We start from the raw sequence: 13252 nt of genomic DNA, 5'->3' as shown, positions 1-13252 counted from the left end.
GCACGTCGCCATGAGGACCGGCAACTACCTGGTCCCGCGCCCGTGCCGGGACGGTTCGTCCGGTGCTGCACAGCGACAATCAGGTAATGGCGCCGAAGGGCAGCGCCGCGGACGGGCCGGCCCTTGCGCGCATCTCCGCCGCGGAGATCGAGGGCTGGGCCATCGCGCAGGTCAGGGGCTTGCTCCGGCAGCCGGAGGTGGTGCTCGGGGCCTGGCGCGCGGCACGGGCCTCGGCGCCCGACGTGACGGAGGACGAGGCGCGCCTGGCGCTGGAGAGGCTCGACCCACTGTGGGAGGAACTCTTCCCGGCAGAGCAGGCGCGGATCATCCGCCTGCTGGTCGACCGAGTGGACATCGGCAGTGGCGGCGCCGACGTTCGGCTGAAGCTGGAGGGGCTGGCCAGCCTGGCGCGGGACCTGGCCCCGCCACCCGCCGAAGCAGCGAAGGACGCAGCGTGCCCGGCGCCGCGCAAATGCTGACCGTGCGGGTGCCGCTGGCGGTCCGGAAGCAGCGGGGTGGGCGGAAGCTGATGATTGCGCCTGCCAGCACGACGAACCGGGGCGCCTCGGCTGCGGACACCACGCTGGTGAAAGCGCTGGCCCGGGCGTTCCGGTGGAGGCGGATGATGGAGACCGGGCGCTATGGCACCATCAACGAGCTGGCGGCGGCGGAGATGATCAACTCGTCCTATGTCTCGCGCCTGTTGCGCCTGACGCTGCTGGCGCCGGGCATCGTCGAGGCGATCCTCGACGGGCGGCAGCCGGAGCCAATGACCCTGCCGGCGCTCATGGAGCCGTTCCCGGTGGAGTGGGAGGAGCAGCGCGAGGAACTCGCAGGCAGCTGAGCAGGGGCCCCCGTGCTGTGACCGACCTAAAAGAGCGGGGCGCGGCCCCCAGTCTCTGGGCGCGCCCTGTTCGCGGCGCGCGGTGTAGAGGAACAGCCGCACCCCGGCCTTCAGTTGGTGGTGCTGGGCCGCCGAAGTGGTTGTCATGACGGACAGCACGACGACGGCGCCACTCGCTAATCCATTTTACTACGGTAGTAGGAGCGGTTCCGGATCTCACGTAGGCCGCGACGTCGAGGTTTGGGTGTGGGAGGTCCGGCGCCGAAACTGGTCGATGGACCTTGTAGCTGCTGTCGATGTCATTCCAGATCGGGTTGACCGGCGGCCGAGCTTCTCCTTCGCGTCGAAGCGGGAGTCGGACAGGAACCGGGCGCGGGTCAGCAGCATGGAACTCAGCGTAATCGGCATCATCGCATCGTAATGCGAACGGCATCCGCGCCGATCGCGAGCATGAGTCCAGCACGCCGGGCTCGAAGCCGCAGGATCACCCCAGCTTCGTTCTGCAGCCACATTTCTCCTACGCTTGCGGTCCCGGCGACGGCACCCACCCGCACCTGGGCGTAGGTACCAGGGAACCGGGCTCGATCCTCGAGGTTGAATACGTCGCCCTCTGCCTCGACGGTCGAGGCGCCGATGCCGCCTACCCCGAGAGCAATGATCCCGAACGGCACATCCTGCCCGCGGAAACGCAGTACGCCATTTCCGCCACCACCACTTCCAAGGAAGCCAGCCTGCACAAGGCTCATGCTCACGGTCGCGTCCGGAGTTTGATCCCGCACCGCGGCCGGTCCGACCGCGCCAGTTCGCGAGCAGGCACCGAGCAGGGCAAGTGCAGCAAGCGCACCCGTCTGATTGAGGAAGCGACGACGACCGGATGGGTGAGTCATGAGCGTGGCTTCCTCAAATTGTAGCCCTACCTGGAAGGCGGGTCTGCCGAACGCGAAGTCCAGAGCCGCGCCGCCGCGACAACTGGAAGGAATATCCGAAGATCTAACGCCACATCGCGCCATGCGAGAGGTTGAGCCGCGTACCGATGAACGTAGCCCGAATGGCGCGGCGTGCATGGCTATTCCGGGACCATCGCACGCGGCACGGCCTGGTAGGCGTCGGCCGCGGCGACCTTGGTACGCAGCTTCGTCCCCGGCACGATCTCGAAACGCGGGTCGAAATCCACCATGAGCCCCGCAAGTTGCGCATGTCCCAGGACAGCCTGGCGCTGAAATCATGGCGCATGTCGCCGACTGGGAACCAGTAGTTCCGGTCGGGCGCGGGGATGGACAGGATCATCGGCTCGGAGCGCAGGTCCATGAAGGCGCGGTCGTAGATCGTGTCGTTGTTCGGTGTGATCACCCTGTCGTCTTCGTGGTTGATCAGCCGCTCAAACCGAAAGAACTCGTTCACCCTGCGGTCATGGCCGCGGGTAGGGTCGACGGACGTCTCCCAGCGCGTGCGGTAGAGGTCCATCATCGGGGAGGCCCAGATGTAGACCCGCACGCCGATGGCGTGGGCAAGTTCCTCATCCTGCGCCATTTCGGCGGCGCGGGCCCGCGCAGGCGTGACGAGCGGCAGGGCCGTGGCGAGCGGTAAGGCCGGGGCGTGGCGACGCGGCAGCATAGCGTTCTCCTTGTTCGGCGGCCGCACGCCCAAGATGCACGGACACTGCAGTTAGCTCCGACCTTCGCCGCAGTTCAGGCATGCCGCACAGTCAGCCGATAGCGGCAACAGCGTCACTGCTCTGCGCCTGCAGTTAAAAGCGCAGGGTCACGCCGAGAACTGGGCCATGGATCGTCATGTCCCAGCGGAACCCTCCGTCGGAATAGTCTTGCGACAGGGCGCGATAGCCAGCCAGCGCCGTCGCCTCCTTCCCCAAGAGGGAAAAGCGGTAGCCGACCGTAGCGAGTGCCTGCCAGGCGAAATCCGATCCCACGCCAAAGCCGCCGACATCGGCCTGGACGGCGTAGTCCCAGTTGGTTGCGAAGCGGCCGCGCATGCGCATACCGACGAATGGCTCGAACCAGGAGTTGCGCTGATCCGCGGAAGGGCCACCGTTGATCGCGATTTCGTTCCGCACCGACGTCACGCGACCGCCGGCGAGGGCATCGAGCACCCATAGCCCGTCGCCGCTCGCAGCAAGCTCGGCCGTCCCGCCGAAATCCACCACCAGTAGGCTGCTGTCCGCGCGAGCCGTGAAGGGGCCGGCCGAAACACGGTCGAAGCCGAGGCTGACATAAGCGGCGTCGAGGAAGAGGCCGAAGCCGCCAGAGCGCCCCTCGACCCGCCCCATGAAGGGGACAACGCTGTCCGACTTGTCGATGGTGTTGCTGAAGCTGCTCTCGACTGACGCCGTGAGGGGGCCGGCGCCAACGCGTCCGTCTATGGACTGGAGCCAGCCATAAAGGGTGAGGTCGAAGGTCGGCCGCTCGGACGGGGTCGCCTGGGCCGCCGCGCCATGCGGCACGACGAGCGTCAGCAGACCCGCTGCGGCGAGGATTGTGGTGCGCATGGCTACTCCGGGATCATCGCGCCGGTGATGGCCTGGTAGGCGTCGGCGTGCGCGACCGGCGCCCCGACCGGCCGCGTCCCCGGCAGCACCTCGAAGCGCGGATCGAAGTCCACCATCAGCCCGGCGAGCCGCGTCAGGACGCCGACATCCCCCTGCACCCGCGCAGTGCCGTCGGCGATCAGCGCCTCCAGCGTCCGCTGCCCGGCCAGCACCTGCTCGAGGTCGGAGCGGTTGACCGTCAGCGTCAGGTCGGCGCGTTCGGCCTGGAAGCCCTCGATGTTCGTCAGCGTCGCGTTGGCGAGTTCGACGATGAAGCGCTCCCCATTGTCGGGTGTGACGAGGTTCATGGTGAAGCGCATCCCCTCGGCCCGGCGCGAGTCCATCCGGATGGCGAGGAAGTTCAGGAACAGCTCGGTGGACATCGCGCGGATCGTGTCCGGGCTGGTGGACTTGCCTCCCTCCGCCGTCGAGATGCCGCTCCGGAGCTCATAGGCGCCATTGAGGAAGGAGTTCCGCAGCCCCGGATTTTCCTGCTGGTAGCCGATCTGCTCCCACACATCGGCCAGCAGTTCGCGCCCCGGTCCGTTCTGCGGCTCGGCAAACACCAGGCGGTTCAGGATCTCGCTCGCGTGCTGATAGCGCCCCTCGTCGTGCAGCGTCCGGGCGCGGGCGATGATGCGCTCGGCGCCGCCCATCATGTCGACGTAGAGCGTCGCCGCATCCTCCGGCGCCAGCGGGATCAGCGTCGCCGGGTTGCAGTCCCAGAAGCCCAGGAAGCGCTGCACCACGCCGCGCGCATTGTGCTCGGGGGAGCCGTGGTAGCCGCGCGCATGCCAGGTCTGCTGCAGGCCTTCCGGCAGCTGGTAGACCTTGTGGATCTGGTTGATGGTGACGCCCTGGTTCGCGTAGTGCAGCACCTGGTTGTTCATGCTGGCGTAAAGGTCGCGCTGTGCCCGCAGCACCTCCTGCACGCGCGCATTGCCCCAGCGCGGCCAGTGGTGGGACGCGAACAGCACCTCCGCCTCCTGGCCGAAGCGGTACAGCGCCTCGCCGATGTATTTCGACCAGCGCAGCGCATCGCGGATCTGGGCCCCGCGCAGCGTGTAGATGTTGTGCAGCGTCGCCGTCACGTTCTCGGCCATCCACAGCGCCTTCATCGTCGGGAAGTAGGTGTTCATCTCCGACGGCGCCTCGGTGTCCGGCGTGTTCTGGAACACCATCGGCACGCCATCCACCTCGAACTCCTCGATGTCGCGCTCGACGATGCGGTTCGGAGCGATCAGCCCGACGGCGCCGTTCGACGCGCCCTGGCCCAGGCCCTGGCTGACGAAGCCGTGCGGCGCGATGGTCAGCAACTGCCCGTATTGGTAGCCGAGACGCCGGTTCATCGCGTTCCCGGCATAGACGTTCTCCGAGATCAGGTTGGCCATGAAGCCGGCCGGCGCGATGATCGGGATGTTGCGGGCGCGAATCTCCTCCTCGTTCAGCAGGCCGCGGATGCCGCCCCAGTGGTCCACATGGGTGTGCGAGTAGATCACCGCCGAGATCGGCCGCCCCTCGCCGCGCTGCTGCTGGAAGAAGCGCCAGGCGGCGCGCGCCGTCTCGGCCGAGATCAGTACGTCCAGCACGACCCAGCCGGTGCGGCCACGGATGAAGGTCATGTGGGAGAGGTCGAACCCGCGCACCTGGTAGATGCCGGGGACGACCTCATACAGGCCGTAGTTCTGGTTCAACCGTGCGATGCGGTGCAGCGAGGGATGGATGCTGTCGAAACTCTCGCGCTGATCGATGAAGTTGAAGCGGTCCATGTCCCAGGCGACGCCGCCGGAATCGTTAGGGATCCGCCGTTCCGTCATGGGTGCGACGAGGCCGCGCCGGTTCTCCTCGAAGTCGCGCGTGTCCGCGAAGGGCAGCGTGCGGCGCGCCTCCTCGAGCACGGCGACGGTGTGGCGGGACGGCGCCTTGCCCAGTGGGTGAAAGTGGCCGGCGAGTGGCGTAGCGGCGGGTTGCGCCTGAGCAGCACTGTCCTCCAGCAGCAGCTTTCCGGCGACCGCAAAGGCCGCCCCGGTGACAGGCAATGCGTGCAGTAGATCGCGGCGCGCGGTCATGGGAAGCCTCGTTGTTCCGGGCGGCGGTCGTCTAGGCGCCGCTGCCGTTTCAAAGAGCGGGGAGACACCCGCGTGAGCATGTGCACCACGACGTTGCGCCAGCCCTCCGCGGCTCGGCAAGCACGATCACGCAACAGAACTTGCCAGTGGGACGCGCCGCACAGGCGTGAGACAGCGCGGCGGATCCAACACGCGATACGACCCTGCGTGCAGTTCGGTCCGGAGATGGATGCTTTCCGCCGAATGAGGATTCGCGACGTGGCCCACCCAGCTTACGCCTATTCCATCCCCACCTGCTGGCTGCGCAGCATCGGCGTCGTCATCCATGTCGCGGTCGCGTTGAGTGCGGCGCTGATTCGGCGGCGAGACAATGGTGACGCCGGCGTCAGGCGCGTCTAGTCGTGGCAGGCGAAGCACCGGATGGCGGCCCGTCCCGGCGCTGAACGGCGTACCGTGCAGATGGGCACGCTGCGACGACACCAGCGGGACGACTGCCGGTATGGCCTGCGAGCCGGGCTTCCTGGCTCCTGCGCGCGCCGCGAGGCTCCATCCGCGGCAAGTTTGGCGACGCTTGGCATCTATGGGCTATTCTCGGGATTCCGCGATCTAGCGATCATTGGCCGATGCCGGAAAATGTGCATCTTGCACGCGCCGAGCAAACGACTTTGGCAGCGAGCTGCGTCGGATGCTTCTGCGCCCGCAAAGATAACGCATGTTTGGTGAGCTTCGATCGGAGTCGCAGATGCCCGCAAATGAGCTTTCGCGCCGCTTCCTGCTCGCCACCGCCGCTGGTGCCGGCGTCTCGGGCTGCGCGATGCCGGTGCGGAACCCGGCCGTGCCGCGCCGCCTCACCCTCGGCGCGACGGTGCTCGGCCTGCCGAACGAGCGCTTCTACCCGCAGCAGGGTGTCGCACCCCTCGAGCGCGAGGTGATGACGACGCTTGAGCGCGGCCAGATCTTTCGCGGCGCTGCGCCGGGCGTGCGGAACCAGAAATTGAACCTGCTCGCTGTCTCGGGCGGCGGGGAGGACGGCGCCTTCGGCGCCGGCCTGCTCTGCGGCTGGTCCGAGGAGGGCACGCGCCCCGTCTTCGATCTGGTGACGGGGGTCAGCACAGGAGCGCTGACCGCACCTTTCGCCTTCCTCGGTCCGGCCTATGATCACGCCCTGCGGGACGTCTACACCAACCTGAGTGCCAGCGACATCCTGCGACAGCGCTGGTTCACCGCGGCGATCTTCGACGATGCGCTGGCCGACAACACGCCGCTGCTCGGCACCATCACACGTCATCTCAATGACGCAATGTTAGCTGACATTGCGAAGGCATATCGCGATGGCCGCCTGCTCCTGATCGGCACGACCAACCTTGATGCGCAGGTGCCGGTCATCTGGAACATCGGTGCGATCGCGGGCAGCGGTCACCCAATGGCTGCGACGGTGATCCGACGAATCCTGCTGGCCTCGGCCGCCATCCCTGGCGCCTTCGCGCCGGTGATGTTCGACGTCACGCTGGACGGGACGGGCTATCAGGAGATGCATGTGGATGGCGGCGCCTTCGCGCAGGCCTTCCTCTACCCGCGTTCCCTCTCCCGGGACCGGCGCGAACGGATGCGGCGTGGCCAGCCAGTCGTGCCGATCACCGCCTACGTGATCCGAAACGCCCGGCTCGACCCCCAGTGGGCGACGGTCAACCGTCGCACCATGGGCATCGCCGGCCGTGCGATCAGCACCATGATCGCCGCGAGCGGTTTCAACGACGTCCTGCGGATCTACGACACGTCCCGGCAGGATGGGGTCGGCTTCAATCTCGCCTTTATCGGGCCGGATTTCGAGGGCGAGCTCAACTCGCCCTTTGAGCAGAGCTACATGCGCGCGCTGTTTGCCTATGGCTTCGAGCGCGGGCGGGCCGGCTATCCCTGGTCTGGGGCCCCGCCGAGCCTGACCGACACGCCGGCAACCGCCGGATAGAAGCCGCCGCGCGGAGCAAGAGACTTCGGAGAATAACTACCTTCGCGCTTGGTGCGCGACTTAGAATGGCCAGCGGCGGAGGGATTGCTGAATCCAGACTACGCCACGGCCCAGATCCACGCCGACCATGCGGCCAGCGGGTAGGTGAATCTGCAACTCGTTGAGCAGTATTGAGTCGTCCGTGAAGAACTCGGTTTCAGCGCCCGGCGAGCTGTGCTGAGGGCAGTGGAAGCGCCGGCCTGCTGATCGCGATGAGGCTGAGGAGGAACGCAAGAAGGCGGATCAGCCAGGCACGGAGGAGGCGGAGGTTGTGGCCGGCGGCGGCGAGGGTGACGTTGATGGCGTCACCGCTGGCGCCGGCGAGGAAGTTGCGGCCGAGATGGCCATCACTCTTCAGATGGCCGATCACCGGCTCGATGCCGGCGCGCCGCCTGATCTCGCGACGTATGGTCGGCGTGACGCCGCGCTTCTGGCCGGAGACGAACACGCACTGCTTGTCGGCATCGTGGCCGCGATAGCCGCGGTCGACATAGGCGCGCTCGACGGGCGCGCCGGTGATGCGCTCGGCCTGGGCGATCTGGGCGGCGAGGGTGTGTCCGTCGAAGGGATTGCCCGGCAGCGAACGGGCGCGGATCACGAACTGCCCGCCTGGTGCGGGGCGGTTGGTGGTGGCGAGGGAGACCTTCACGCCGAACTCGAAGCGCGTGCGCCGGGGCGATTGTTCAGGATGGCATTTGACCGAAGTGTCTGAATGAGGATATGGCCGCTTTTCAAACGGCGTCGTTGAGGTTGGGCTCGTATTCTTGAATCCCCAATGAAATTCATGATCCATGGTTGCGTAGGTCTTTTTTGGTCGACCGATATGTTCTCTGCAGCGCCGCCATGCGACGACGTGCGACTTCCTGGGCAATCCGGTCTTTCGTCAGCCCTATCGCCGCTAGTTCCTGGCTTAGCTTCTGGAAATGTTCCCACCGGTCTTCGTCGAGGAGGCCGCCGTCCAACGCGCGGCGTACCGCACAGCCTGGTTCGCTGCCGTGCGCGCAGTCTCGAAACCGGCAATTTTGCGCCAGGTCTTCTATGTCGCCGAAGACCGTGCTGAGACCTTCATCCGCGTCGATCAAGCCGACTTCGCGTATGCCCGGCGTGTCCAAGATGAGTCCACCGCCAGGCAGTAGAACGAGTTGGCGATTGCTCGTTGTGTGACGCCCTCGGGCATCCGCAGCCCGGATGTCCTGCGTTGCCATCCGTTCATCGCCCAACAAAGCATTTACCAATGTAGACTTGCCGACGCCCGATGAGCCGATCAGCACACATGTCTCGCCCGGCGCGATGTGTTCCATCAGGCTGGTCATGCCCAGGCCCTGGCGCACCGAAACGACCAGTACCGTGCAGCCCGGCGCCAGGGCGGCAATCTGAGCGGCCTGGGTCTCAGGTTGCTCGCACAGGTCGGCCTTGGTCAGCACTACCACCGGCCGGGCTCCGCTCTGCCAAGCAGCAGCGAGGAAGCGCTCAAGCCGGCGTGGATTGAGGTCGGCATTCATCGAGGTGACCACGAAGGCTACGTCGATATTGGCGGCGATGACCTGCAGCGTCTGCACGCTGTCTGCCGCCCGGCGCACGAAGGCCGTGCGGCGGGGCAGGATGGCATGGATAGTGGCCGTGCCATCGATGGCATTTGCTGACAGGGCCACCCAGTCACCGGCGGCGGGATGGCCCGCCTCCCGCGCCTCATGGCGCAGGCGTCCGGAAAGTCTGGCCCACAGGCTGCCGAGATCCGTAATCACCGCGTGGGCTTCGCGCTGTTGGACGATAATACGCCCTGGGAGATGGCCAGCGCGCCCGTGCGGCTCGAATGCCGCCCGCATCGCATCAGACCAGCCATAGTGTTCAATCAAAAGCAGCACTCTCAGTTGGGATGGGCTCTCTAGCACGACCAGTGTCCAAACCGGGACCCATATGCGACGGCCCGGAATCTCCTCGGCCCAACGCTGCACGGGTAGAGGTGTATTTCGTCGACTCTGGCGCACCACAATGCCTTTTCGATAAGCCGTCAATCTCGAGGTCGGCGCCCCCAACTCGCGGCCGACTTCGGCACAATACGCCGAACCGAGAAATTCCTTCGACTAGACGTAGTACAGGCTTCTCGGCGATGGCTTCGCGACGGCACAGCGCGGCGATGCGCTCCTCGCCGCGGAGGCCTTCGAGGACGATCCGGATCTTGTTCTCGGCCGAGTGGTGTTTGCGGATCGTGCGGCGGGTGTCACGCACGACCTTCTCAGTCGGCGGCTTGACGACGGGGGCGAAGGATTTCTGGCTCATCGAAATTCATAGGGGAGCGAAGATGAGGGAGAAATCCTCCGCTCCTCAACTTCGCTTATCTATCCCAAGGGTGCTGACGTTGGATACCTGTTGCGCGTCTGGCGGTTCTCGGTCTTTGGTGACGGGTGGGGCCACGATGGTGCGTCGCGCCGGCTCCCGCTTTGGGCACGGCTCGGCCGGGGGCGCCGCTTGTGGCCCGACCGGCTGCCCATCTACCCGGACCTGGAATACGTCTGGGCGCGCGTAGTGCCCGACCACGTCGCACACCGCCTTCGCCGCCATGACTGCCTCTAGTGAGACGTCTGCCATAAGGATCGTCTCGCCCTTGGCGGGCCCGGCGATCACCTCGCCTCGCGGGTCGATGATGATGCTGTCGCCGGTCATGTCCGGGCCGCACAGCGCCCGGAACCGTTCCGGGACGTCCTCGCGCCGCCGCAGACCACCAACGCAGGTCACGTAGCAGGCGCCCTGGGCGGCGAAGGCGCGCGACAGCAGCGTCTGGCGCGGCCAGAGAAAGCCCCCACGCTGCGCCTCCGGAGGCTCCCAGCCCGGCCAGCCCGCGACGTGAACCTGTGTGCCCTGCGCCATCAGCGCATAGCCCGGCAGCAGCATCATGTGCTCGTAGCAGTTCAGCGCGCTCACCCGCGCGTAAGGCCGCTGGTGGGCCTGCAGGCCGGAGCCATCGGGACCGTCGCCTCAGATGGTGCGCTCCCGATGGGTTGGCTTCAGCTTGCGGTGGCGGCCGAGGATCGCGCCCTCGTGGCCTCCGATCAACAGCGCCGTGCACCAGACCGTTCCGAGCGTGCGCGGGTCCCGCTCTACTACCGCAATCAGGACGTCGATCCCGGCATTGCGCGCCGTCCGCCACAGCTCGTCGGTCTCCGGGCCGGGGATCTCGACGGCGCCTGCGATATACTCGGCACTCGGCCGCCAGAATACCTCATCTATCGGCGCGCCGAGGAAGAACGGGAAACCCGGGAGCCACGCCTCGCCGAATGCGGCGAGAGCCGCCCCGCGTTCGGCCGCCTCCCGGATCAGCCGGCAGGCCTTGTCCGTCGAGGCGGCCGGATGAAGGAAGGCCGGGGCGGCCTGAACTGCGGCGAGACGAAAGGATGGGAACCGGGTCATTCGTGCCGCCTACTTGCACCCACTGCCGAACAAGACCTCAACCGGCACCTCGACGGGACCCCCGGGACCTGCGCCGTTTTCCAGCTCGCGCCGGACGTCCTCCCGAACGGCACGGCGGACCTCCTCTGGCAGCGTGACCAGCGCCTGCCCGGATGAGCCACCGCCCCGCTCGAACGGCCCGAAGTACGCGTCAAAGGAGGGCAGCGTGAAGCTGTAGGCCTCGGTGAAGATTTCCACATCCTGGAAGCCCGCGCTCTCGAAGAGGAAGCGTAGCCGCCGTTCGTCGCCAATTGAGAAGGTGCGGGCGGTCGCCGCCGCCAGAGACGGCACATAACGCGCCACGGCAACGTTGATTCTCGCGTTGTAGGACCGCTCTGGGGTAGTCGTGACGGAGGCCGCCGCACGTCCACCGAGGCGGAGCACGCGGCGGAACTCAGCGAGGCCAAGCGCGGGATCAGGGAAGAACATCAGCCCAAGGCTGCACAGCACCGCGTCGAAGCTATCGGCCGGGAAGGACAGGGCCTGACCATTCTCGACCGTCGCGAAAGCGTTCGGCGCCAGGCCGAGGCGCTGGCGCGCCTTCTCGACCATCTCAGGCGAAATATCGGTAGCCACCACCAAGCCCTCGGGGCCGACGACAGCCAGAGCGGCCTCGGCTGCGATGCCGGTTCCGGTTGCCACATCAAGGACCCGCCGCCCTGGTGTGAGTCGCGCGGCCCGCAGCAGATACGGAACAAAATGCGCCGATACGTGCGAGAACGCGCAGTCGTACTCGGCGGCGGCCTCCTGCCTGTAGGCCAATTCGCGGGTCATGCGCAGCATCCCTGGCCAGACGCCCAAGAATAGACTGTTCGTGGGTCCGAGAGCGGACGCCTTATCGTGAACGGCCGCCAGGTAGACGGCCTCGACCTTCAGCGCCTTCATGAAGCTCTCGGCCTTGGCGTTGTCGTACGGGTTGCCACGACTGCTCATCGACCCACCCGTCCCGTTGGCGGTCAGCAGCACGGGGTAAAGCTTCGGCGCAAATTGTGATCCGCGGTCGGAATGAGGAATGCAGCCCTCGGGTGGGCTGCGCACGTGGCTCGCCACCCTGGACCGAGGACGGTCCCAGAGGATCAGGATTAGCGAAGCTGCTCAGGGCACTTCCGCCCCCAGCGGCGCCGCCTTCCCCCGAAGCAGGCTCATGAACAGCTTCAACGCCTTCGGCAACGCGTCCGACGGCGGATCGGCTGCATGCCATTCGGGGAAGTGCCCGTCGCTCGCCATGCGCGCCAGGCCGTAACCAAGGGCGCGTGTGAGAAGGACGAGGTGAGCGACGTCGAGGTCCGGTGCGAGTGTCCCGTCCGCTTGGGCTTGCTTGAAGAGCTGCACCATGATGCTACGAACGTCGTCGTTGGCGCGCTGGATGCTGTCGGATGATGCGATGTCGACGAGGGTGCGCGAACTGATGACCGCGAAGTGGGTCGGGTTCTCCAGCGCCCATCGCAAATAGGCGGCACCGAGAGCTTCGAGGCGGGCTAGCGGCGCTTCGGCCGGCGCGGCCTCCAGCGCCGCATCCACCGCAGCCTTGAGACGGTCCATCGCCTGCTCGGCGACCGCGGTCATAAGCGCGGTCTTGGTGGCAAAATGGCGGAAGGGCGCACCGGGCGACACGCCAACCCGACGCGCCGCTTCGCGGACCGAGACATGCTCGACCCCGCGTTCCTCGATGATGGCCACCGTCGCGGCGACGAGTGCCTCCGTCAGGTTGCCGTGGTGGTAGCGGTTCGATGTTTCCACCGGAGGTGTCTTGAGTGGCCTGGAGTTCGACATGGCCCGACTGCCATAGCACGCAGGGACGTTCATCGTCCGCCCGAATGAAAGCAGTGATCACATTATCCCTGCGCTAGCTCCGGACGCCATGTAATCAGTGATTACCAACCAAGAAAATCAGCCATTCTCCAACATCTCGCGCAAGCCGTCATCCTCAGCCTGTCAGCTGGGCTCAGCACCGTTCCTGCTGCGGCCCAGGAGGCCGCCACGCTGGCCATCGTCTGGCCGACCGAGGCAATGGTCGTGCCGCTCGGCACTGACACCGAGCGCGTTATCGGCGTAGTCGTGCGAAGCAACTTCACGCTGCGCGCGGTCGGTCAATGCGGGGCTGAGCCGCGCTGCGGCCACATCCACATGAAAATCGATCCGGACGGCAACACCTGCAACATCCCCGGTCGGCCCTACAACAGCATGAACAGTGACTTCGGCGGCGACCTGATCAGCGCCCGCTTCGGCCACTGCCCGACCGCGACCGGTGAGCACGTCATCGGCGTGCTCCTGGCCGACGACCATCATCGACCAATCCTGGTGAACGGCCATCCCGTATCGGCGCTGGTCAGGGTGACGACCCG

Annotated in this window: 12 protein-coding genes and 4 pseudogenes; 5 read left to right on the top strand and 11 right to left on the bottom strand. The window is 66.5% G+C overall.

Annotation, left to right across the window (positions count from 1 at the left end; all coding sequences use genetic code 11):
- Positions 1–62 precede the first annotated feature (62 nt).
- Both ACFHPP_RS16495 and ACFHPP_RS16490 read left to right on the top strand, forming a co-directional pair.
- Positions 63–479 carry a hypothetical protein gene (locus ACFHPP_RS16495; RefSeq protein WP_437164337.1) on the top strand — a complete coding sequence of 139 codons (417 nt, stop codon included), beginning with the start codon at positions 63–65 and terminating at the stop codon, positions 477–479.
- On the top strand, positions 455–844 hold the full coding sequence (locus tag ACFHPP_RS16490) for a hypothetical protein (protein ID WP_437164336.1): 390 nt from the start codon (positions 455–457) through the stop codon (positions 842–844). The genes ACFHPP_RS16495 and ACFHPP_RS16490 overlap by 25 nt, the downstream gene beginning before the upstream one ends.
- A 407-nt stretch (positions 845–1251) precedes the next feature.
- Here ACFHPP_RS16490 and ACFHPP_RS16485 read toward each other — a convergent pair whose 3' ends face one another.
- The 4 genes from ACFHPP_RS16485 to ACFHPP_RS16470 form a co-directional block, all read right to left on the bottom strand.
- Positions 1252–1731: a hypothetical protein gene (locus ACFHPP_RS16485; RefSeq protein WP_437164335.1), complete on the bottom strand. Its 480-nt coding sequence runs from the start codon at positions 1729–1731 to the stop codon at positions 1252–1254.
- Between the two features lie 103 nt (positions 1732–1834).
- Positions 1835–2458: a DUF1254 domain-containing protein gene (locus ACFHPP_RS16480; RefSeq protein WP_437164334.1), complete on the bottom strand. Its 624-nt coding sequence runs from the start codon at positions 2456–2458 to the stop codon at positions 1835–1837.
- A 133-nt stretch (positions 2459–2591) separates the two neighbouring features.
- Positions 2592–3347: a hypothetical protein gene (locus ACFHPP_RS16475; RefSeq protein ID WP_437164333.1), complete on the bottom strand. Its 756-nt coding sequence runs from the start codon at positions 3345–3347 to the stop codon at positions 2592–2594.
- 2 nt (positions 3348–3349) lie between these two features.
- Positions 3350–5455, bottom strand: a complete 2106-nt coding sequence (locus ACFHPP_RS16470) for an alkyl/aryl-sulfatase (RefSeq protein ID WP_437164332.1) — start codon at positions 5453–5455, stop codon at positions 3350–3352.
- A 258-nt stretch (positions 5456–5713) separates the two neighbouring features.
- Here ACFHPP_RS16470 and ACFHPP_RS16465 point away from each other — a divergent pair, with 258 nt between their 5' ends.
- Together ACFHPP_RS16465 and ACFHPP_RS16460 are read left to right on the top strand one after the other, a co-directional pair.
- Positions 5714–5854 carry a hypothetical protein gene (locus ACFHPP_RS16465; protein ID WP_437164331.1) on the top strand — a complete coding sequence of 47 codons (141 nt, stop codon included), beginning with the start codon at positions 5714–5716 and terminating at the stop codon, positions 5852–5854.
- A 313-nt stretch (positions 5855–6167) separates the two neighbouring features.
- Positions 6168–7421, top strand: a complete 1254-nt coding sequence (locus ACFHPP_RS16460; protein WP_437164330.1) for a patatin-like phospholipase family protein — start codon at positions 6168–6170, stop codon at positions 7419–7421.
- A gap of 196 nt (positions 7422–7617) precedes the next feature.
- Here ACFHPP_RS16460 and ACFHPP_RS16455 read toward each other — a convergent pair.
- The 7 genes and pseudogenes from ACFHPP_RS16455 to ACFHPP_RS16425 all read right to left on the bottom strand — a co-directional run.
- A pseudogene (locus tag ACFHPP_RS16455) lies at positions 7618–8124 on the bottom strand (IS5/IS1182 family transposase); the annotation flags it as partial.
- A gap of 118 nt (positions 8125–8242) precedes the next feature.
- The gene (rsgA, locus tag ACFHPP_RS16450; RefSeq protein ID WP_437164329.1) at positions 8243–9325 is read right to left on the bottom strand and encodes a ribosome small subunit-dependent GTPase A; all 1083 of its coding nucleotides are present in this window, start codon (positions 9323–9325) and stop codon (positions 8243–8245) included.
- A gap of 222 nt (positions 9326–9547) precedes the next feature.
- Positions 9548–9740 (bottom strand): annotated as a pseudogene (locus tag ACFHPP_RS16445) (hypothetical protein); the annotation flags it as partial.
- A gap of 45 nt (positions 9741–9785) precedes the next feature.
- Positions 9786–10868 (bottom strand): annotated as a pseudogene (locus ACFHPP_RS16440) (carbon-nitrogen hydrolase family protein).
- A 9-nt stretch (positions 10869–10877) separates the two neighbouring features.
- Entirely contained in the window at positions 10878–11681 is an 804-nt protein-coding gene (locus tag ACFHPP_RS16435; protein ID WP_437164488.1) for a class I SAM-dependent methyltransferase, read from the bottom strand.
- Between the two features lie 78 nt (positions 11682–11759).
- Positions 11760–11930, bottom strand: a pseudogene (locus ACFHPP_RS16430) (IS3-like element ISMco1 family transposase); the annotation flags it as partial.
- Between the two features lie 72 nt (positions 11931–12002).
- Entirely contained in the window at positions 12003–12647 is a 645-nt protein-coding gene (locus tag ACFHPP_RS16425) for a TetR/AcrR family transcriptional regulator (RefSeq protein WP_437164328.1), read from the bottom strand.
- A 270-nt stretch (positions 12648–12917) separates the two neighbouring features.
- Here ACFHPP_RS16425 and ACFHPP_RS16420 point away from each other — a divergent pair.
- A partial coding sequence (locus ACFHPP_RS16420; protein WP_437164327.1) for a hypothetical protein occupies positions 12918–13252 on the top strand: 335 nt, incomplete at its 3' end.

The organism is Falsiroseomonas sp. E2-1-a20 (assembly GCF_051433195.1).
Lineage (GTDB): Bacteria > Pseudomonadota > Alphaproteobacteria > Acetobacterales > Acetobacteraceae > Falsiroseomonas.
Note: the sequence above shows the minus strand (reverse complement) of the source record. Positions and strands in the feature narration are given on the sequence as shown.